This window comes from Streptomyces sp. NPDC014864, from assembly GCF_043081525.1.
In the GTDB taxonomy this organism is placed as follows: domain Bacteria; phylum Actinomycetota; class Actinomycetes; order Streptomycetales; family Streptomycetaceae; genus Streptomyces.
The window spans coordinates 56,967-75,498 of record NZ_JBIBWT010000012.1 but is presented as its reverse complement, the minus strand read 5'-3'; the positions used below and the strand labels follow the sequence as shown (position 1 = coordinate 75,498).

Annotated in this window: 17 protein-coding genes and 1 riboswitch; of the genes, 9 read left to right on the top strand and 8 right to left on the bottom strand. The window is 74.5% G+C overall.

The window, feature by feature from the left end:
- Positions 1–170: 170 nt before the first annotated feature.
- Entirely contained in the window at positions 171–941 is a 771-nt protein-coding gene (locus ACF1A5_RS22130) for a methyltransferase (RefSeq protein WP_392194568.1), read from the bottom strand.
- 370 nt (positions 942–1,311) lie between these two features.
- Complete coding sequence (locus ACF1A5_RS22125; protein ID WP_392194567.1) at positions 1,312–1,875, bottom strand: SAV_6107 family HEPN domain-containing protein; 564 nt, start codon at positions 1,873–1,875, stop codon at positions 1,312–1,314.
- 250 nt (positions 1,876–2,125) lie between these two features.
- Between ACF1A5_RS22125 and ACF1A5_RS22120 the strand changes: the two genes are divergently transcribed.
- From ACF1A5_RS22120 to ACF1A5_RS22105, 4 genes are all read left to right on the top strand, one after another.
- Positions 2,126–2,890, top strand: a complete 765-nt coding sequence (locus ACF1A5_RS22120; RefSeq protein WP_392194707.1) for an ATP-binding cassette domain-containing protein — start codon at positions 2,126–2,128, stop codon at positions 2,888–2,890.
- On the top strand, positions 2,862–4,946 hold the full coding sequence (locus ACF1A5_RS22115) for a YhgE/Pip family protein (protein WP_392194566.1): 2,085 nt from the start codon (positions 2,862–2,864) through the stop codon (positions 4,944–4,946). Before ACF1A5_RS22120 ends, ACF1A5_RS22115 begins: the two co-directional genes overlap by 29 nt.
- A 128-nt stretch (positions 4,947–5,074) precedes the next feature.
- Complete coding sequence (locus tag ACF1A5_RS22110) at positions 5,075–5,704, top strand: TetR/AcrR family transcriptional regulator (RefSeq protein ID WP_392194565.1); 630 nt, start codon at positions 5,075–5,077, stop codon at positions 5,702–5,704.
- Positions 5,705–6,206: 502 nt separating this feature from the next.
- Positions 6,207–7,718 (top strand): phytoene desaturase family protein, encoded by a 1,512-nt coding sequence (locus ACF1A5_RS22105; RefSeq protein WP_392194564.1) that lies wholly within the window; start codon positions 6,207–6,209, stop codon positions 7,716–7,718.
- A gap of 90 nt (positions 7,719–7,808) precedes the next feature.
- Here the strand turns inward: ACF1A5_RS22105 and ACF1A5_RS22100 are convergent, their stop codons facing one another.
- The 6 genes from ACF1A5_RS22100 to ACF1A5_RS22075 form a co-directional block, all read right to left on the bottom strand.
- Positions 7,809–8,792: a hypothetical protein gene (locus ACF1A5_RS22100; protein ID WP_392194563.1), complete on the bottom strand. Its 984-nt coding sequence runs from the start codon at positions 8,790–8,792 to the stop codon at positions 7,809–7,811.
- 56 nt (positions 8,793–8,848) lie between these two features.
- Entirely contained in the window at positions 8,849–9,772 is a 924-nt protein-coding gene (gene metF / locus ACF1A5_RS22095; protein WP_392194562.1) for a methylenetetrahydrofolate reductase [NAD(P)H], read from the bottom strand.
- 308 nt (positions 9,773–10,080) lie between these two features.
- Positions 10,081–10,740 carry a thiamine phosphate synthase gene (gene thiE / locus ACF1A5_RS22090; protein ID WP_392194561.1) on the bottom strand — a complete coding sequence of 220 codons (660 nt, stop codon included), beginning with the start codon at positions 10,738–10,740 and terminating at the stop codon, positions 10,081–10,083.
- 145 nt (positions 10,741–10,885) lie between these two features.
- On the bottom strand, positions 10,886–11,251 hold the full coding sequence (locus tag ACF1A5_RS22085) for an Rv2175c family DNA-binding protein (protein WP_356187738.1): 366 nt from the start codon (positions 11,249–11,251) through the stop codon (positions 10,886–10,888).
- 63 nt (positions 11,252–11,314) lie between these two features.
- Entirely contained in the window at positions 11,315–12,571 is a 1,257-nt protein-coding gene (locus tag ACF1A5_RS22080; RefSeq protein ID WP_392194560.1) for an NAD(P)/FAD-dependent oxidoreductase, read from the bottom strand.
- A 32-nt stretch (positions 12,572–12,603) separates the two neighbouring features.
- Positions 12,604–12,978, bottom strand: a complete 375-nt coding sequence (locus ACF1A5_RS22075) for a hypothetical protein (RefSeq protein WP_392194559.1) — start codon at positions 12,976–12,978, stop codon at positions 12,604–12,606.
- Between the two features lie 53 nt (positions 12,979–13,031).
- Positions 13,032–13,143, top strand: a riboswitch (TPP riboswitch).
- Between ACF1A5_RS22075 and thiO the strand changes: the two genes are divergently transcribed.
- The 5 genes from thiO to ACF1A5_RS22050 all read left to right on the top strand — a co-directional run bounded on the left by thiO (position 13,141) and on the right by ACF1A5_RS22050 (position 18,501).
- Positions 13,141–14,394 (top strand): glycine oxidase ThiO, encoded by a 1,254-nt coding sequence (thiO, locus tag ACF1A5_RS22070; RefSeq protein ID WP_392194558.1) that lies wholly within the window; start codon positions 13,141–13,143, stop codon positions 14,392–14,394. (Overlaps the previous riboswitch by 3 nt.)
- Positions 14,391–14,591, top strand: coding sequence for a sulfur carrier protein ThiS (gene thiS / locus ACF1A5_RS22065; RefSeq protein WP_392194557.1), 201 nt, complete (start codon positions 14,391–14,393; stop codon positions 14,589–14,591). Before thiO ends, thiS begins: the two co-directional genes overlap by 4 nt.
- A 3-nt stretch (positions 14,592–14,594) precedes the next feature.
- Positions 14,595–15,389 (top strand): thiazole synthase, encoded by a 795-nt coding sequence (locus ACF1A5_RS22060; protein ID WP_392194556.1) that lies wholly within the window; start codon positions 14,595–14,597, stop codon positions 15,387–15,389.
- A 124-nt stretch (positions 15,390–15,513) separates the two neighbouring features.
- Positions 15,514–17,442 (top strand): Stk1 family PASTA domain-containing Ser/Thr kinase, encoded by a 1,929-nt coding sequence (gene pknB / locus ACF1A5_RS22055; RefSeq protein WP_392194555.1) that lies wholly within the window; start codon positions 15,514–15,516, stop codon positions 17,440–17,442.
- A 168-nt stretch (positions 17,443–17,610) separates the two neighbouring features.
- A complete protein-coding gene (locus ACF1A5_RS22050; RefSeq protein WP_392194554.1) occupies positions 17,611–18,501 on the top strand; it encodes a deoxyribonuclease IV in 891 nt (296 codons plus the stop codon).
- Positions 18,502–18,532 lie beyond the last annotated feature (31 nt).

The window sequence follows — 18,532 nt, the reverse complement described above, 5'->3', positions numbered from 1 at the left end:
GTGTCCGTCATGGCCGTCCCGGCTCGCTGAGGCTTCCTTTCCCCGGCGTCCGGCCCGTCATGCCGGGCGGTCTCCTTAGATCATACGGCGCGGAGCCCGCCACCGGGGGGCCTGTGGCGTACTCCATCTCCGGCCGAGACGCTGATCAGCGGCGCGTCACGGCCGCCGGCTCACGCCTGCGCGGCACCCCGCGTCTCGCCGAGGACGTGGAGCTGGGTGGCCACGGAGCGGAACGCGGGAAGCTCGGCGGCCGCGGCCTCCAGCTTCAGCAGCGCGTCCAGGGCGCCGGGCTCGGTGTCCACCAGGACGCCGGGCACGAGGTCGGCGAAGACCCGTACGCCGTGCACCGCGCCGACCGTCAGGCCCGCCTGCTCGACGAGTTCGGTGAGGTGCTCGGGGGTGAAGCGGCGGGGCACCGGGTCGCCCTCGCCCCAGCGGCCGTCGGGGCTCTCCAGGGCCTGCTTGGCCTCCTTGAAGTGACCGGCCAGGGCACGGGCGAGCACGGCGCCGCCGAGTCCGGCGGCGAGCAGGCTGAGCACGCCCTCGGGGCGCAGGGCGTCCACCGCGTTGCGGATGCCCTCGGCGGGGTCGTCGACGTACTCCAGGACGCCGTGGCACAGCACGACGTCGTAGCCGCCGCGCTCGACGACGTCGAACAGCCCGTGGGCGTCGCCCTGTACGCCCCGCACCCGGTCGGCCACGCCGGCCTCGGCGGCACGGCGCTCCAGCGCGAAGAGCGCGTTGGGGCTGGGGTCGACGACGGTGACCCGGTGGCCGAGGCGGGCGGCGGGCACGGCGAAGTTGCCGCTGCCGCCGCCGGTGTCGAGGACGTCCAGCGCCTCCCGGCCCGTGGCCTTGACCCGGCGGTCCAGGGCGTCCTGGAGGACCTCCCAGACCACGGCGGTACGGAGCGAAGCGCGGGGGCGGGTCGGGTCCGACACGGCAGGTGACTCCTCGGCGCGGTAACCGCCTCGTGCGGGCGGAGCGATCGGGCTGCCTCCCCGGCCCGGGGTGCGGGACGAGGGAAGGCCTCAGGCGCCCTCCACCCTATTGCCTCAGCCCCCGCGTGCGCCCCTCACCTCCGCCTCCCACCTCCACCGCGGCGCTGCGGGGCGGCCGGCGCCCAGGCGACCCCGTCCCGCGGTACGGGCACGCGACACGGCCCGCGCCGCGACCGCGGGTCGGGCTCGGCCCGTCTCCGGAATGCCACGCCGGAGCCGGCACCCTCCCCCGCGCCCGGGCCTCGGCCCGCGCCGGGGAGCGCCGCAGGACCCGGCGCCCTCCCGCGCGCCCCGACCGCCGGCCGGAGGCTCACCCCGCGTCCGGCATGTCGCGTCCGTGCCCGGCGGGCTCCCCCTCGTCCGTGTCCGGGCGCGGGCGCGGCAGCACCGGCTGGAGCACCAGCATCCGCTCGACCAGCCGGATGAACATCGCCACGTCCCGTATCAGGTCGTCGGCGTCGCGGTGGCCGGCCGCGCCCTGGACGCCGGCCTCGGCCAGCGCGCGGCGCCGGGCGCCCGAGGCGAACAGGGCGCTCCACTCGGTGAGTTCGGGCGCGATCTCGGGGAGCACTTCCCAGGCGCTCCGGATGCGGGCCCGGCGTCGTGGTGTGGTCTCCGGGCGGCCCCGCGCGGCGAGCACGGCGGCGGCGGTGCGCAGGGCGGCGAGGTGGGCCGTCGCGTACCGCTCGTTCGGCGCCCGGAGGGCGGTGGCCTCGTCGAGTCCGGTGCGGGCCTGGGCGAGCAGGTCGAGCGCGGCGGGCGGGGCCGTGGTCCGGCGCAGCACGGGGTGCACGTCGCTCGCCGGGCCGGTCAGTGAGGGGGCAGGGCCGGTGGCGCGGCGCCGACTGGCGGCGGCTGCGGACGAGTTGGCCATGACGAACCTCCTGTCGTCTGGGTACACGGCACAGGTGCCGTATGTGCCCATCGTGAGGTACGGCACTGACAATCCGTTCTGACCTGCGCTTTTGCTTCGCTCCTAGGTTCGGGGTACTTTTTGCACTGACCAGTCAGTTCAAAAAGCCGGCCCGCAAGGCCGGTTGCACCGCACAGGGGGGGAAGCCTTGGACGGCCCTCAGGAGAGCCCCGAGGAGCGCCCGCAGGACACGGCGGGCGGCCTCGGGGTCATGGCCCGCGACCTCGGGCTGCGGGGCCCGCGCGGCTGGGCGTTCCGCGGCATCGGCCTCGACGCCGGACCCGGTTCGCTGATCGCGGTCGAGGGCCCGTCCGGGTCCGGCCGCACCTGCCTGCTGCTCGCGCTCACCGGCCGGATGAAGCCGACCGACGGAGTGGCCGTCGTGGGCGGGTTCGGACTGCCCCGGCAGATGGCCGCCCTGCGCCGGGTCAGCGCGCTCGCCAACGTAGCCGGGGTCACCGACCTCGACCCGGCCCTCACCGTCGGCGAGCACCTGCGCGAACGGGCGCTGCTGCAGCGCCGGTTCCGCGACTCCCTGCGCGGGCTGCTGCGGCCCCGCGCCGAGCGGAGGGCCGAGGCGAAGCTGCTGATCGACGACGCCCTGGCCGCCGCCGGTCTCGACCCGGCCACCCTGCCCAAGGGCGCCCGCACCGCCGTACGGGATCTGGAACGCATGGAGGCGCTGCGCCTGTCGCTCGCCCTGGCGCTCATGTCGGCGCCCCGGCTGCTCGCCGTCGACGACGCCGACTTCAAGCTGTCGAACGACGAACGGGCCGAGGTCTGGGCGCTGCTCGCCTCCCTCGCCGGGTCCGGGACGACCGTGCTGACGGTGTGCAGCGAGGCCCCTGACGGCGCGGTGACCGTCTCCACCGGGCGGACGGTCCCGGCGAACCACGGCGAAGCGAACGACGACGAAGCGAACGAGGACGAAGCGAAGGGGGCGGCCGATGCGCTCGCCGAAACTGGCCGCGCTTGAGCTGAGGCGCTTCGGGCGCGGGAAGCTGCCCCGCGCCGCCCTGGTGGCGCTGCTGGTGCTGCCGCTGCTCTACGGCGCCCTGTACCTGTGGTCCTTCTGGGACCCCTACGGCCGCCTGGACCGCATCCCGGTGGCGCTCGTGAACGACGACCGGGGCGCGACCGCCGACGGCAGGAGGGTCACGGCCGGCGACGATCTCACCAAGGGCCTGCTCGAGAGCAAGACCTTCGACTGGCACCGGGTCGACGCCGACGAGGCCCGCCGGGGCGTCGAGGACGGTACGTACTACCTGTCGCTGACCATGCCCGCCGACTTCAGCAGGCGGATCGCCTCCAGCGCGGGCGACTCCCCGGAGACCGGCGCGCTCCAGGTCCGTACGAACGACGCCAACAACTACATCGTCGGGCAGATCTCGCGGACGGTCTTCAGCGAGGTGCGCACCGCCGCCTCCACCAAGGCGTCCCGGTCCTTCCTGGACCGCATCTTCATCTCCTTCTCCGAGATCCACGGCAAGACCGTGACGGCGGCCGACGGCGCCGACCGGCTCAAGGGCGGCATCGGCAAGGCCGAACAGGGCTCCAAGGACCTCGCCGAAGGCCTGGCGGAGGCCAAGAAGGGCAGCGGCAAGCTGTCCAAGGGCCTGCGCAGGCTCACCACCGGCGCCGCCTCCCTGGAGGACGGCTCGCGGCGGGTCGCCGACGGCACCCAGGCCCTCGCCGACAAGGTCAACGCGGTCGACGGCAAGGTGGGCCCGTTCGTCGAGAAGAACGAGAGGACGATCGGGGACACCGCCCGGCTGGTGGCCGACTCGGCCAAGGCCGTGCGCCACAACCTCGACACGCTGGTGAAGGTGGCCCCGGGCGCCGCCAAGGGCGCGCACGCGGCCTCCGAGGTCCTGGACGGCGTCTACGCGAGGCGCTGCGCCGAACCCGTCCTGCCGGACCCCGCCTGCGCCGACCTGAAGAAGGCCAAGGAGGCCGCCGCCGACGTGGCCGCCGTCGCCGACGACCTGAACACGCTGATCGCGGACCAGCACGGTGACCTGAAGACGCTCGACGGCAACCTCGGCACGCTCCAGAAGCAGGCCCAGGCGCTCGCCGTCCGCGCTCCGCACCTGTCCGAGGACATCGACGACGCCGTCAAGAAGATCAACCAGCTGAACTCGGGTGCCGGGAAGGTCGCCGCGGGCGCCAAGAAGCTGCACGCCGGGCTGGGCACCGCGAGCACGGGCGCGAGCGGCCTCGACAAGGGCGTGGGCAGGCTCCGGACGGGCGCCGACGACCTGAGCGGCGGCATGTACAAGCTGGTCGACGGCTCCGGCAAGCTCGCCGGCGGCCTGCACGACGGCGCCGAGCGGATCCCGGACTACGACAAGAAGGACCGCGACGCGCGCACCGGCGTCATGGCCGATCCGGTCCAGCTCGCCGCCCGGGACCTGCACCACGCGCCGAACTACGGCACCGGTTTCGCCCCGTACTTCATCCCGCTGTCCCTGTGGGTGGGCGCCATGGTGGCGTACATGCTGATCCCGCCGATGAACCGGCGCGCGCTCGCCGCGGGCGCCTCGGCCCGGCGGATCGCGCTCGCCGGCTGGCTGCCGGTGGTGGCGGTCGGCGTGCTGCAGACGTCCGCCCTGATGGCGGTGCTGCACTGGGCGATCGGGCTCCAGATGGTGCGGGCCGCGGGGACGGTCGGCTTCCTGTTCCTGGTGGCGGCGTGCTTCGCCGCGATCGTGCAGTGGCTGAACGCGCGCTTCGGTGCGGCGGGCCGGATCCTCGTCCTCGCCCTGCTGATGCTGCAGCTGACGTCCGCCGGCGGCACCTACCCCGTGCAGACCAGTCCGGGCTTCTTCAACGCGATCCATCCGTTCCTGCCGATGAGCTACATCGTCGACTCCCTCCGCAGGCTCATCACCGGCGGCGGCCTCGGCCCGGTGTGGACGGCCTGCGCGGTGCTCACGGCCTTCACCGCGGGCGCGCTCGCGCTGACCGCGCTCGCGGCCCGCCGCCGGCAGGTGTGGTCGCTGGACCGGCTGCACCCGGAGCTGAGCCTGTGACCCCGCCGACGGCCGCGGCGCCCTCGGAGCGATCGGCGTGCCCGGCCACCTCCGCGTCCCCGGAGCGTTCGAGGCCACCGGCGCCCTCGGTGCCCTGCGCGGAGTCCGTTGCTGTGAGAATCGACGCCATGGAACGCAGCAGCGCCACGCGGGGCGGCCGTACCCGCCGCGAGGCCACCCGGCAGAAGCTCTACGAGGCAGCCGTCACGCTCATCGCCGAGCAGGGCTTCTCGGCCACCACGGTGGACGAGATCGCCGAGCGGGCGGGGGTCGCCAAGGGCACGGTCTACTACAACTTCGCGAGCAAGTCGGTCCTCTTCGAGGAGCTGCTGCGGCACGGTGTGGGACTGCTCACCGCCTCCCTGCGGGAGGCGGCGGAGCGGACGGCCCGCGAGGGCGGCAGCCGTGTCGACGCCCTGGACGCGATGGTCCGGGCCGGCCTCGTCTTCATCGACCGCTACCCGGCCTTCACCCAGCTGTACGTGGCCGAGCTGTGGCGCACCAACCGGGCCTGGCAGTCGACGCTGATGGTGGTCCGGCAGGAGGCGGTCGCGGTCGTCGAGGACGTCCTGCACGAGGGCGTGGCGGCCGGCGAGTTCAGCGACGAGATCGACGTCCAGCTGACCGCGGCCGCGCTGGTCGGCATGGTGCTGGTGGCGGCCCTGGACTGGAAGTCCTTCCAGCCGGAGCGCTCCCTGGACGACGTCCACGCGGCGCTGTCCCGGCTGCTCCAGGGGCGGGTGAGCGGCGGCCGCTGACGGGCACGCACGGCGGAAGGCGCCGGTGTGCGAAGGCCGCGTCCCCCGCGGGCCCTCGCGCACCGGCGCCTTTCGCGCCCCCCGTTCTTCCCCTTGGGCCCCCGTACGGTCGTTCCCCCGGGCTCCCCCGTGTCTCGCTCCCGCCGACGTGAGCCGGCGGAAGGAGCGGTCGAGGGCCGCCCCGTTCCGCCGCCCCGTGCCGGCGGTACCGGAGCCGTGCCCCTTCCCGTGCCTCCACTCTCCCGTCCGCGCAGGCCGGGCCCCATCCGCGCGCGTACTCATCTCACCGGCTAGGTACGGGTACTCACTCCTGCGCACGCGCCCCCACGACGCCGGTGCGTCCCCCGGTGCCGGCCGCGTGCGTGCCGCTGCTCCCCGGCCGCCCGGGGCGCGCTCGCGGCCATCGGCCGGGACGGCCCGCGCGCTTCAGCCCGTTGCGGGGAAAGCGCTGGTCAGCGCCCCGCCGCCGGAGCTGTCGGTGGCTGCCGATAAAGTCGCCGGCATGGCACGGATTGCGGTGATCGGCGCCGGGATGGGCGCGATGGCGGCCGCCGCCCGGCTGGCCGTCGCGGGCCACCGGGTGACGGTGTACGAGCAGACGGAGACGTACGGCGGAGCGGTGCGCCGTGTCGAGCGGGACGGCTTCGCCTTCGACACCGGCCCGGGACTGCTCCCGCTGCCCGCGGTCTACCGCGACCTCTTCGTCAAGACCGGCAAGGAGACGCTGGAGGACGTCGTCGAGCTGGTCCAGGTCGACCCCGCCGCGCGGCACGTCTTCGCGGACGGCACCGAGGTGTCCCTGCCGAACGCCTCGCGCGCGGGTGTCGTCGCGGCCCTGGACGAGGCCCTGGGCGCGGGCGCCGGTCAGCGCTGGGGCGACTTCCTGGTGCGGGCCCGCGAGACCTGGGACCGCACCCGGCGGCCACTGCTGGAGGAGCCGTTGTGGCCCGACTGGCGGGTACTCGCCGAGCGGGAGCCGTACCCGGCCGTACCGCACAAGCGGCTGCTGCGCACACGGCGGGCACGGACCCTGCGCGAGATCGGCTCCTGGGAGCTGCGTGACGAGCGGCTGGCCGCCCTCCTGGAGACCCAGGTGCTCGCGTACGGTCTCGATCCCCGGACCGTGCCCGCGAGCGCTGCCGTGCTGCCGTACATGGAGCACGCCTTCGGCACCTGGTACGTACGCGGCGGCATGCGCGAGCTGGCGCGGGCGGTGTACGAGCGGTGCGTGCGGCGCAAGGTCGAGTTCGTCTTCGGTGCCGAGGTCATCCGGATCCCGCAGAAGGACGGCCGGGCGGCGGGGGTGGAGCTGGCCGACGGTACGGCGGCGGGGGCCGACCACGTGGTGGCCGACGTGGACCCGGTGCGGCTGCGTGCCCTGACGGATCGTCCGCTGGACGAGGAAGGGGACGTGCGCGCCGACACGGTCTCGCCCCCGTTCGCCCGGTTCACCGTCCTGCTGGCCCTGCGCGGCGAGCGGGAGGCCGGCGCCGCGCACCGCACGGTCGTCCACGCACCGGACTTCGAGTCCGAGCTGGATCTGCTGGTCGCACCCGGCGGCGAGCGACCCGGGCGTCCCACGGTGACCGTGCTGCGCCCCGACGACCCCGCGCTCCGGCCGGACGGGGCGCACGAGTCCGCGGTGCTGTCCGCCGTGATGTCGGCCGAGGCCGGCTGGGAGGACGAAGCCGTGGTCCGGCACTGTGCCGACCTGCTCCTCGAAGCCGCCGGGTCCGCGGTGCCCGGCCTGCGGGAGCGTCTGCTGTGGCACGAGGTGCGCACGCCCGCGCACACCCAGGCCGAGACGGGCGCCCGCCACGGGGCCGTGCCCGCTCCCGCGCTCGCCGCCGGAGGCGGCCGTTTTCTGCACCCGGCGAACATCACGCGCCTGCCCGGTCTGTACCGGGTCGGCGGCTGGTCGCATCCCGGGGGCGGCCTTCCGCACGCGGGAATGTCGGGGGCGCTGGTGGCCGGACTGATCGTGGAGGGGCCGGAGTTCAGGGGCTCGCAGTGAGCGCGGGCCGGTCCTGACCGGGCGGCCCGGAACCGTCCCCGGCGGGTCGCGCCGGACGCGGGCCGGACGCGCCGGAAACGGTACTGCCCGTCAGAAACGGTACTGCTCGTCGAACCCGTTGCCGTGCGCCTGCCCTTGGTCCTGGCCCTGGCCGTTGCCCTGGTAGGGGTAGGACTGCTCGGGCGGGAGTTCACCGCCGTAGGTGCCGTCGCCGCGCTGCTGCGGGACCCAGACCCCGCTGGACGGGGTCTCGCCGCCGTAGCCGCCGGTGTACGCGTCCTGGCCGTAGCCCTGCTGGCCGTAGCCCTGCTGGTCCGCGTAACCGGTGTCGTAGGAGGCGTCGCCGTAACTCTGGGTGCCGATGTACGGGTCGGAGTAGGCGGCGTACTGCTGCTGGCCGGCGGCGTCGTAGCCGTAGCTCTGCTGTGCGTAGCCCGAGTAGTCGTACGCGTAGCTCTGGTCGGCGCCCTGGGCGGCGGTCGCGTACTGGTCCTGGGGGTGCCCGGCGGTGGCGTAGGCGGAGTCGGGGCCGCCCGGGTAACCGGAGGCGGAGTTGCCGTACACGCCGTAGGAGCCGGTGTCGTCGGGCATGGGCTGCGGCTCGTACACGGCGGTGGTCTCGGCTGCCGAGGGGCCGTCGGACCGGGCGGGGGTGAAGACGTCCTCGTGGTCGTACTCGTCGCCGTACGGCAGGCCGTCGCGGCCGTGGACGCCGTCGGCGTGGGCGCCGTCCGCAGCTTCGGGGTCGGAGACCTCCAGGGACGGCTCGTGGTGGTCCGCCGCCTCACCGCGGCGGCGCTTGCTGCCGGCGTCGGCGCCCGGGCCGCGGACCGCCCAGCCCGCCGCGAAGCCGCGGCGGAAGGACAGCGTGACGTAGGTCTGCCCGACCGCGAACGCGGCGGCGCCCAGACCGATGACGACGACGGACGGGATCAGCACGCCGAGCACGACGCCGAGGAAGCCGGCGAAGGCCAGCAACCGCCAGCGCAGGCGCGCCTTGTACTGCAGCAGCACCTCGCCGAGCAGCCACAGCGCGACGACGCCGAACGCGATGTAGAGGACCGTCCAGCCCATGTACGCCCCTCTCCCAGTGGCCGCTACGCAGTGTGTCCCATCGCGGTGCGGCCGGTCTAGGCCTGCGGGGGGTGGTGCAGGCCCAGGTTTTCGTAGATTTCCAGGGTCGCCGTGGAGTTGTTGAGCGTGATGAAGTGCAGTCCGGGGACTCCCTCGGCCAGCAGCCGCGCGCAGAACTCCGTGGCGAACTCGATCCCGATCGAGCGTACAGCCGCCGGATCGTCCTTGGCTGTGAGGATCCGCTCTTTCAGCTCGCCCGGGATCGAGGCGTTGCTGAGCTGCGGCAACCGCTCCAGCATCTTGACGCTGGTGACCGGCATCACTTCCGGGATCACCGGGGTCTCGCAGCCGGCCGCGGCGACCCGGTCGCGCAGGCGCAGATACGATTCGGGCTGGAAGAACATCTGCGTGATGGCGTAGTCGGCCCCGGCGCGGCACTTGTCGACGAAGTGCGCGACGTCGGTGTCCCAGTGGTCCGAGCGCGGGTGCATCTCGGGGAAGGCGGCCACACCGACGCAGAAGTCGCCCGACTCCTTGATGAGCCGGACGAGCTCGGCCGCGTACGTCACGCCCTGCGGGTGCGCCACCCACTCGCCCATCGGGTCGCCGGGCGGGTCGCCGCGCACGGCCAGCATGTTGCGGATCCCGGCGTCGGCGTACTGGCCGATGATGTTGCGAAGTTCCGCGATGGAGTGGTTGACCGCGGTGAGATGGGCGACCGGGGTGAGCGTCGTGTCGGAGGCGATCTGCTCGGTGGCCCGCACGGTGCCCGAGCGGGTGGAACCGCCGGCGCCGTAGGTCACGGAGACGAAGTCGGGGGCGACCGCCTCGACCCTCCGGAGCGCGTTCCACAGGTTGCGCTCGCCCTTCTCCGTCTTGGGCGCCCAGAACTCGAACGAGTACGTCGCCTTGCCTGCGGCGAGGATGTCGCGGACGGTCCGGGCGCGATCTGTCCGGGTGGATGCGGTTCCGAGGGCCATACTCGCAGGTTATCCAGGGTGCGCCGGTCCCCCAACCGAAAGCCGGAAATTTGCCTGATTTGTCGACTCGTTGTTCACCCCTTGGACATCCGGACCCCGCGAAATCCCCTCCGCACCCGTCGGTGTCCACGGAATGAGACGGCTCGGCACGGACCGCCGGCACCGAGACGGCTGAGACCGAGCGCGCCGGGACCGGGCCGGACGGGAGCGGGCGGAGGCCGAACCCGGGCCGGACGGGAGCGGGCGGAGGCCGAACCCGGGCCGAGCGGGACCGCGGCCGAAGGGCGGGGCCGGCCGGCCGATGACGCCTACGCGGCCCCGCGCAGCCGCTCGGCGAACTGCGCCGCCGCCGCGCCGGGGTCGTCCGCCGCGGTGATCGCCCGGACCACGACGACGCGGCGGGCGCCGGCGTCGAGGACCTCGTCCAGGTTGCCGAGGTCGATGCCGCCGATGGCGAACCAGGGCCGGGCGGTGCCGAGGGCGGCGGTGTGGCGGACCAGGTCCAGGCCGGGGGCGGGGCGGCCGGGCTTGGTGGGCGTGGGCCAGCACGGACCTGTGCAGAAGTAGTCCACGCCGTCCTGCGCGGCGGCCGCCTCGGCCTCCGCCTTCGAGTGCGTGGAGCGGCCGATCAGCACGTCGCCCCCGAGGATCGCGCGGGCCGCGGGGACCGGGAGGTCGCCCTGGCCCAGGTGGAGCACGTCGGCGCCGGCGGCGTGCGCGACGTCCGCCCGGTCGTTGACCGCGAGCATCCTGCCGTGCCGGGCGCAGGCGTCGGCGAAGACCCGGAGGTGCTCCAGCTCCTCGGCCGCCTCCATGCCCTTGTCGCGCAGCTGCACGATGTCCACCCCGCCGGCCAGGACCGCGTCCAGGAACTCGGGCAGGTCGCCCTGGCGGGTCCGGGCGTCCGTGCACAGGTAGAGCCGGGCGCCGGCCAGCCGGTCACGGGCGCGGGCGGCGGTGTCGGGCATACGTGGATCCCCCCGGTGTCGGTGCGGTGTGTCGTCGGCGTACGGGACGCGCCCCGGAGGGGCCGTGACCCCGGCGGGCCGCAGCCCGCCGCGGCCGCGGCCCCGGTGGGCGCGGCCCGTACGCCGTGGGAACGGTTGTACTGGATCAGACGGCGAGCGCCTGGGCGCGGCGCTTCACCTCCGTGCCGCGATTCTCGCTCAGCGCCTGCGCGGGGGTGCCGGGCAGGGTCGGGTCGGGGGTGAAGAGCCACTCCAGCATCTCTTCGTCCGTGAAACCGTCGTCCCGCAGGAGCGTCAGGGTCCCGGACAGTCCCTTGACGACCTTGTCCCCGTCGATGAAGGCGGCGGGGACGTGCAGCGCGCGGTTCTCACCACGGCGTACGGCGATGAGCTGGCCGTCCTTGACCAGCTGCCGCACACGTGTCACCTCGACGCCGAGCTGTTCGGCGATGTCGGGGAGGGTGAGCCAGGCGGGGACGAGAGCATCGATCTTTGCGTCAATCTCGGTCACGGGATCAAGCGTGCCATCTGGGACCGACAGTCGGAAGTCAGGCCCGTCCACCCGGGGAGGGTCCTACGTCGGCGCCGTGGGCGGCGCTCCCTCGGCGGTGGCGGTCTTCAGCGGGCGCGCGGGGTCCTCCAGCAGGCCGGGATCCATCGGCGTGCCCGCCTCGATCAGGCGTCTGCCCTGGGCGAGGTCCCGCGGACGGCCGACCGCCAGCAGGGCCACCAGGCGGCCCTCGCGCAGCCAGCACACCGTCCACGCCGGTCCGGACGGGTCGCCGCGCAGGACGGTGGTGTCGGCGGACGCGTGGTGGCCGGCGTACTGCACGAAGCGGCCGAACTGCTCGGACCAGAAGTACGGGACCGGGTCGTAGACCGCGGGGGTCTCGCCCAGGATGTTCGCCGCGACGGTGCGCGGACCCTGCAGGGCGTTGTCCCAGTGGTGGACGAGCAGGCGCTCCCCGTACCGGCCCGAGGGGAAGGAGGCGCAGTCGCCGACCGCGTACACGTCCGGCGCGCCGGCGCGCAGGTGGTCGTCGGCCAGGACCTCGCCGTGGGCGCCCAGGGGGATGCCGGAGCCGGCCAGCCAGCCGGTGGCGGGGCGCGCGCCGATGCCGACCACGACGGCGCCCGCGGGCAGCCGCGTGCCGTCGTCGAGGACCACCGCGCCCGGTTCGACGCGCGCCACGCGCGCGTGGGTGCGCAGCACGGCGCCGGAGTCGGCGTACCAGGCGGCCATCGGTGCGGCCACCTCGGCGGGCAGCGCCCCGGCGAGCGGGCGGTCCGCGGCCTCGACGACCGTCACCGCGCAGCCCGCCTCGCGGGCGGCGGTGGCGAACTCGGCGCCGATCCAGCCGGCCCCGACGACCACGACGTCGTGCTGCCGGGCGAGGACCGGACGCAGCCGTTCGGCGTCGTCCAGGGTGCGCAGCAGGTGGACGCCGGGGACACCCTCGGCACCCGGCAGCCGGACCGGTTCGGCGCCGGTCGCCAGCACGAGCACGTCGTAGGGCACGGGACCGGTGGAGGTGTCGAGGACGTGCGCGTCGACCCGCACGGCGAGCGCCTCGCGGCCCAGCTGGAGTTCGATGCCGAGGGCCTCGAAGTCGACGTCGAAGGCGGAGTCCTCGGCCTTGCCGAGCAGGACGGCCTTGGACAGGGGCGGCCGGTCGTAGGGCTGGTGGGGTTCGGCGCCGATCAGCGTCACGGTGCCGGTGAAGCCCTGCTCGCGCAGGGCCACCGCGGTCTGCACTCCGGCCATGCCCGCGCCGGCGACGACCACGTGCCGTGGCTGTGACGTGCCGTGTTCCTGCGTCTGCTCGCTCACCCGATCACCTTAGACACCTGACGGAGGGTCAGTCAGGGTGCGGACCGCGTGACCTGCTGCACAGCGGGGCCGGTCACCTCTTCCACCACGCTCGTCCCGCTCCCCGGCTGCGACTCCCACTGCCAGCTCTCCTCCAACCGGACACGCCCGTCGGGCAGTTCGACCACCGTCGACACACAGTGCCCGCAGGACGTGGTCCCGTCGTGCTTGAGCTGCACGTACCGGAAGTCGAGGCGGTCCCCTTCCCGGATACCCACCAGATGGCCGCGTACGACGTCACCGCCCGCGTATTCGGCCCAGATCTCCCCGTTCCGCTCGTGGTAGGTGAACCGGGTGCGGGTGCCCACCTGGCCGGGGGCCTGGTCGGCGACGGGGGCGAGGACGAGGCCGTCGAGCGAGCGCGGCATGGGCGAAGGCTCCCTTACGAGGTCGGTGCCCGGCGGGCTAGGGTGGCCACCGTACAAGCACTCGCGGGAGCCCGGACGCACCGGGCTGAGAGGGAGGCTGGCGGCCTCCGACCGTACGAACCTGATCCGGGTCATGCCGGCGAAGGGAGGGGCTGGACGCCCATGTCGTCTTCAGGTACGCCGTCTCCGAGTACGTCGCCTCCGGGCACCCCGTCGCCGGGCACGTCTCCGGACATCTCGGCCACGGGCACCTCGTCCCCGGGCACCGCGGACGTCCTGGTCGTCGGGGGCGGGATCATCGGGCTCGTGACGGCCTGGCGGGCGGCGCAGCGCGGCCTGACCACGGCCGTGGTGGATCCCGAACCGGGCGGCGGGGCCGCGCAGGTGGCGGCCGGGATGCTCGCCGCCGTCACCGAACTGCACCACGGCGAGCAGACCCTGCTCGGGCTGAACCTGGCCTCGGCCCGCCGCTATCCGGACTTCGCGGCCGAGCTGACCGAGCTGACCGGCCTCGACCTCGGCTACCGCCGGTGCGGCACGCTCGCCGTCGCGCTGGACGCCGACGACCGGGCCCATCTGCGGGAGCTGCACGCGCTGCAGCAGCGGTCGGGCCTGGACTCCGAGTGGCTGTCGGGGCGCGAGTGCCGGCGGCTGGAGCCGATGCTCGCGCCGGGTGTGCGGGGCGGTCTGCGGGTGGACGGCGACCACCAGGTAGACCCGCGGCGGCTGGCCCGCGCCCTGGTGACCGCGTGCGAGCGGGCGGGCGTGGTCTTCCACCGCGCCTGGGCCGAGCGGCTGACCGTGGTCCGGGACCGGGCGGCGGGCTGCGTGCTGCGCGACGGCACGGTGCTGGGCGCGGGCCGGGTGGTGCTCGCGGCGGGCAGCCTCAGCGGCCGGCTCGCGGGCGTGCCGGCCGACGTGCTGCCGCCGGTGCGGCCGGTGAAGGGCCAGGTGCTGCGGCTGACCGTGCCGAAGCGGTACGCGCCCTTCCTGAGCCGGACGGTACGGGCCGTGGTGCGCGGCAGCCAGGTCTACCTGGTGCCGCGGCTGAACGGCGAGCTGGTGGTCGGGGCGACCAGCGAGGAGCTGGGCTGGGACACCGCGGTGACCGCGGGCGGTGTGTACGAGCTGCTGCGGGACGCGCACGAACTGGTGCCGGGGATCACCGAGCTGCCGCTGACGGAGACCCGGGCCGGGCTGCGTCCGGGCTCCCCCGACAACGCGCCGCTGCTCGGCCCGACCGACCTGGACGGGCTGCTGCTGGCCACCGGGCACTACCGCAACGGCGTGCTGCTCACCCCCGTCACCGGGGACGCCCTGGCACACGCCCTGGTCACCGGGGACCTGCCCGACGACGCCCGCCCCTTCAGCCCGCGCCGCTTTCGCGCCGCCGCACTCTCGGAGCAGCCCGCATGAACATCTCGGTCAACGGGGAGCCGCGCGAGGTCGCGTCCGGCACGGCTCTGGACACCGTCGTGGCGTTGCTGACCGCCGCCCCCGCCGGAGTGGCCGCCGCCCTCAACGAGACCGTCGTCCCGCGCACGCGGTGGTCGTCCACGGCCCTGGCCGAGGGCGACCGCGTCGAAGTGCTGACCGCCGTCCAGGGGGGCTGACCCATGGCCGACGACCACCTCGTCCTCGGCGGAACGTCCTTCACCTCCCGGCTGATCATGGGCACCGGCGGGGCGCCCAGCCTGGAGGTGCTGGAGCGGGCGCTGGTCGCCTCCGGCACGGAGCTGACCACGGTCGCGATGCGGCGGGTCGACCCCTCCGTGCACGGATCCGTGCTGTCGGTGCTGGACCGGCTGGGCATCCGGGTGCTGCCGAACACCGCCGGCTGCTTCACCGCGGGTGAGGCGGTGCTCACGGCGCGGCTGGCGCGGGAGGCGCTGGGCACCGACCTGATCAAGCTGGAGGTCATCGCCGACGAGCGGACGCTGCTGCCGGACCCGATCGAACTGCTGGACGCCGCCGAGACGCTGGTCGACGACGGGTTCACGGTGCTGCCGTACACGAACGACGATCCGGTGCTCGCGCGGAAGCTGGAGGACGCCGGCTGTGCGGCGATCATGCCGCTGGGATCGCCGATCGGGTCCGGGCTCGGCATCCGCAACCCGCACAACTTCCAGCTGATCGTGGAGCGGGCGCGGGTGCCCGTGATCCTCGACGCAGGCGCCGGTACGGCCTCGGACGTGACGCTCGCCATGGAGCTGGGGTGCGCGGGGGTGATGCTGGCGTCGGCGGTGACGCGGGCGCAGGAGCCGGTGCGGATGGCGGAGGCGATGCGCTGCGCGGTGGAGGCGGGCCGGCTGGCCCGGCTGGCGGGACGCATCCCCCGGCGCTACCTCGCCGAGGCGTCGTCCCCCACGGAGGGCATGGCCCGGCTGGACCCGGAGCGGCCCGCCTTCTAGGCGTCCGCCGCGGGGTGCGGCCGTGTCCGGGGTGGCGTGCGAAGCGTCACAGGTCGGTCGCAGTACCGCTCCTCCTTGCGGACGAGGCGGCGTGGCGCCGGTGACGGCTCGTAGACTCACCTGCGTGGATACGACCCTTCAGGACCCATTGGTCGGGCAGGTGCTCGACGCCCGTTATCGCGTGGACGCGCGGATCGCGGTCGGCGGGATGGCCACGGTCTACCGGGCCCTGGACACCCGCCTGGACCGCGTCCTCGCGCTGAAGGTGATGCACCCGACGCTCGCGGCCGACGGAAGTTTCGTCGAGCGGTTCATCCGGGAGGCCAAGTCGGTCGCCCGGCTCGCCCACCCGAACGTGGTGCAGGTCTTCGACCAGGGCACCGACGGGTCGTACGTCTATCTGGCCATGGAGTACGTCGCGGGCTGCACCCTGCGCGACGTGCTGCGCCGGCGCGGGGCGCTGCAGCCGCGCGCCGCGCTGGACATCCTGGAGCCGGTGCTCGCCGCGCTCGGCGCCGCGCACCGGGCGGGCTTCGTGCACCGCGACATGAAGCCGGAGAACGTCCTGATCGGGGACGACGGCCGGGTCAAGGTCGCCGACTTCGGGCTGGTGCGGTCCGTGGACACCGTCACCAACACCACCGGCACCGTCCTCGGCACCGTCTCCTACCTGGCGCCGGAGCAGATCGAGCAGGGCACCGCCGACCCCCGGGTCGACGTGTACGCGTGCGGGGTCGTCCTGTACGAGATGCTGACCGGTGGCCGCCCGCACCAGGGCGAGACGCCCGCGCAGATCCTCTACCAGCACCTGCACGCGGACGTGCCGGCGCCGTCGGCCGCGGTGCCGGGGCTGCCGTCCGAGCTGGACGCGCTGGTCGCGACGGCCACCGCCCGCACCCCCGCCGACCGGCCGCACGACGCGGTCGCGCTGCTCGCGCACGTCCGGCAGACGCGGGCCGCGCTCGGCCCGGAGCAGCTCGACGCGGTGCCGCCGCAGGCGCTCACCGCGGAGCACAGCAACGCCGAGGACCGTACGAGCGTGATCCCGCGCGCGCTGACGGTGCCGCGCCCGCTGGCCTCCGAGGAGGGCGCCGAGGCCGGCGCGCTGCACCGCACCAGCCGGCTGGAGTCTCCCGCGCCGCCCGCACCGGCGCGGCGCACGGGCCGCCCGCGGCGGGGTCTGGTGACCGTCCTCGCCGTGGTGCTGCTGGTCCTCGGGGCCGGCGCCGGGGTCTGGTACATCAACTCCGGCCAGTTCACGAAGGTCCCCCCGGTGCTGGCGAAGACCGAGGCGCAGGCCAGGGAGCGGCTCAGGGCGGCCGGTCTCGAGGTCAAGCAGGTCAAGCACGCCTACAGCGACACCGTGAAGCGCGGCACCGTCATCAGCACGGACCCGGAGACCGGCGCCCGTATCCGCAGCAACGACTCCGTCTCGCTCACCCTCTCCGACGGACCGGAGACCGTGAAGGTGCCCTCCGTGCGCGGCTACCGGCTGGACAAGGCGCGCAGCGCGCTGCGCGAGGCCGGGCTGGAGCCGGGCATGGTGAGCCGGACGTTCAGCGAGGACTTCCCCCAGGGCTTCGTGGTCGCCACGGAGCCGGCGGCCGGCATCGAGCGGCGGGCCGGCTCGGCGATCGCGCTCACCGTGAGCAAGGGCGCCCCGGTGGACGTGCCGGACGTAACCGGGGAGAGCCTGGAGGAGGCGAGGTCCGACCTGACGGGCGCGGGTCTGCGGGTGCGGGTCGCCGCGGAGCAGGTCACCTCCGAGTTCGACCGGGGACAGGTCGCCCGGCAGACCCCGGGCGGTGGCGGACAGGCCGCCGAGGGCGACACGGTCACGCTGACCGTGTCCAAGGGCCCGGAGATGGTCGAGGTGCCGGACGTGACCGGCGACAGCGTGGACCAGGCGAAGAAGGCGCTGGAGGGCGCCGGCTTCAAGGTCGAGGAGGACCGCGGTCTGCTCGGGCTGTTCGGCGACACCGTCAAGAAGCAGTCCGTGGCGGGCGGCGACCGGGCGCCCAAGGGGTCGACGATCACGATCACCATCCGGTGAGACGCGTGGGGCACCGAGGCACGCCAGGCGCGTGAGGCGCCTCCGGGAGCCGTCCGTGACACGGTGGCTGGGGACGCGGTGGCCCGGGACGCGGTGGCCGGGGACACGGTGGCCGGGGAGGCGGTGGCCGGGGGCCGGGGGCCGCCGGGCGCATGACACCCTGAACGGGTGAGCAGTCAGCAGTCCCGCGCCCTCCCCCGTCCCTCCCGCAACCCCGTCGGCGCGCACGTCCCCGTCGCCGGCGGACTGCACTCCGTGGGCCTGTCCTACGCCCGCGAGCTGAAGGCCGAGGCCGTGCAGGTCTTCGTCGCCAACCCGCGCGGCTGGGCCACGCCGACGGGCAGTCCGCGGCAGGACGAGGCGTTCCGGGCCGCCTGCGCGGAGGAGTCGATCCCGGCGTACGTGCACGCCCCCTACCTGATCAACTTCGGCTCGCACACCGAGGCCACCGTGGAGCTGTCGGTGGCCTCGCTGCGGCACTCGCTGCGGCGCGGGCGGGAGATCGGCGCGCTGGGCGTGGTGGTGCACACCGGCAGCGCGACCGGCGGCCGGGACCGGGCGGTGGCGCTGCGGCAGGTGCGGGAGCGGATGCTGCCGCTGCTGGACGAGCTCACCCACGACGACGACCCGTACCTGCTGCTGGAGTCGACCGCGGGACAGGGCGCCTCACTCTGCTCGCGCACCTGGGACTTCGGGCCGTACTTCGAGGCGCTGGACGCGCATCCGAAGCTGGGCGTGTGCCTGGACACCTGCCACATCTTCGCCGCCGGGCACGACCTGACCGGCCCGAGCGGTATGCACGGGACGCTGGACCTGCTGGTGGACACGGTGGGCGAGGGCCGGCTGCGGCTGATCCACGCGAACGACTCCAAGGACGTGGCAGGCGCGCACAAGGACCGGCACGAGAACATCGGCGCCGGTCACATCGGCGAGGACCCCTTCCGCGCCCTGATGACCCACCCGGCCACCGAGGGCGTACCGCTGGTCATCGAGACGCCGGGCGGCAGGGCGGGTCACGCGGCGGACGTGGAACGGCTGAAGAAGCTCAGGGACGGCTGACCGCCCGGACGGGACCGCCGGTCCGTCGCCG

Coding starts and splice junctions, on each gene's coding strand:
- metF (WP_392194562.1), bottom strand. CDS start 9,772: ATGGCCCTCGGAACCGCATCCACCCGGACAGATCGCGCCCGGACCGTC.
- ACF1A5_RS22125 (WP_392194567.1), bottom strand. CDS start 1,875: ATGGCCAACTCGTCCGCAGCCGCCGCCAGTCGGCGCCGCGCCACCGGC.
- ACF1A5_RS22060 (WP_392194556.1), top strand. CDS start 14,595: ATGGCCGACGACCACCTCGTCCTCGGCGGAACGTCCTTCACCTCCCGG.
- ACF1A5_RS22075 (WP_392194559.1), bottom strand. CDS start 12,978: ATGCCGCGCTCGCTCGACGGCCTCGTCCTCGCCCCCGTCGCCGACCAG.
- ACF1A5_RS22110 (WP_392194565.1), top strand. CDS start 5,075: ATGGAACGCAGCAGCGCCACGCGGGGCGGCCGTACCCGCCGCGAGGCC.
- ACF1A5_RS22120 (WP_392194707.1), top strand. CDS start 2,126: ATGGCCCGCGACCTCGGGCTGCGGGGCCCGCGCGGCTGGGCGTTCCGC.
- ACF1A5_RS22105 (WP_392194564.1), top strand. CDS start 6,207: ATGGCACGGATTGCGGTGATCGGCGCCGGGATGGGCGCGATGGCGGCC.
- thiS (WP_392194557.1), top strand. CDS start 14,391: ATGAACATCTCGGTCAACGGGGAGCCGCGCGAGGTCGCGTCCGGCACG.
- ACF1A5_RS22115 (WP_392194566.1), top strand. CDS start 2,862: ATGCGCTCGCCGAAACTGGCCGCGCTTGAGCTGAGGCGCTTCGGGCGC.
- thiE (WP_392194561.1), bottom strand. CDS start 10,740: ATGCCCGACACCGCCGCCCGCGCCCGTGACCGGCTGGCCGGCGCCCGG.
- ACF1A5_RS22100 (WP_392194563.1), bottom strand. CDS start 8,792: ATGGGCTGGACGGTCCTCTACATCGCGTTCGGCGTCGTCGCGCTGTGG.
- thiO (WP_392194558.1), top strand. CDS start 13,141: ATGTCGTCTTCAGGTACGCCGTCTCCGAGTACGTCGCCTCCGGGCACC.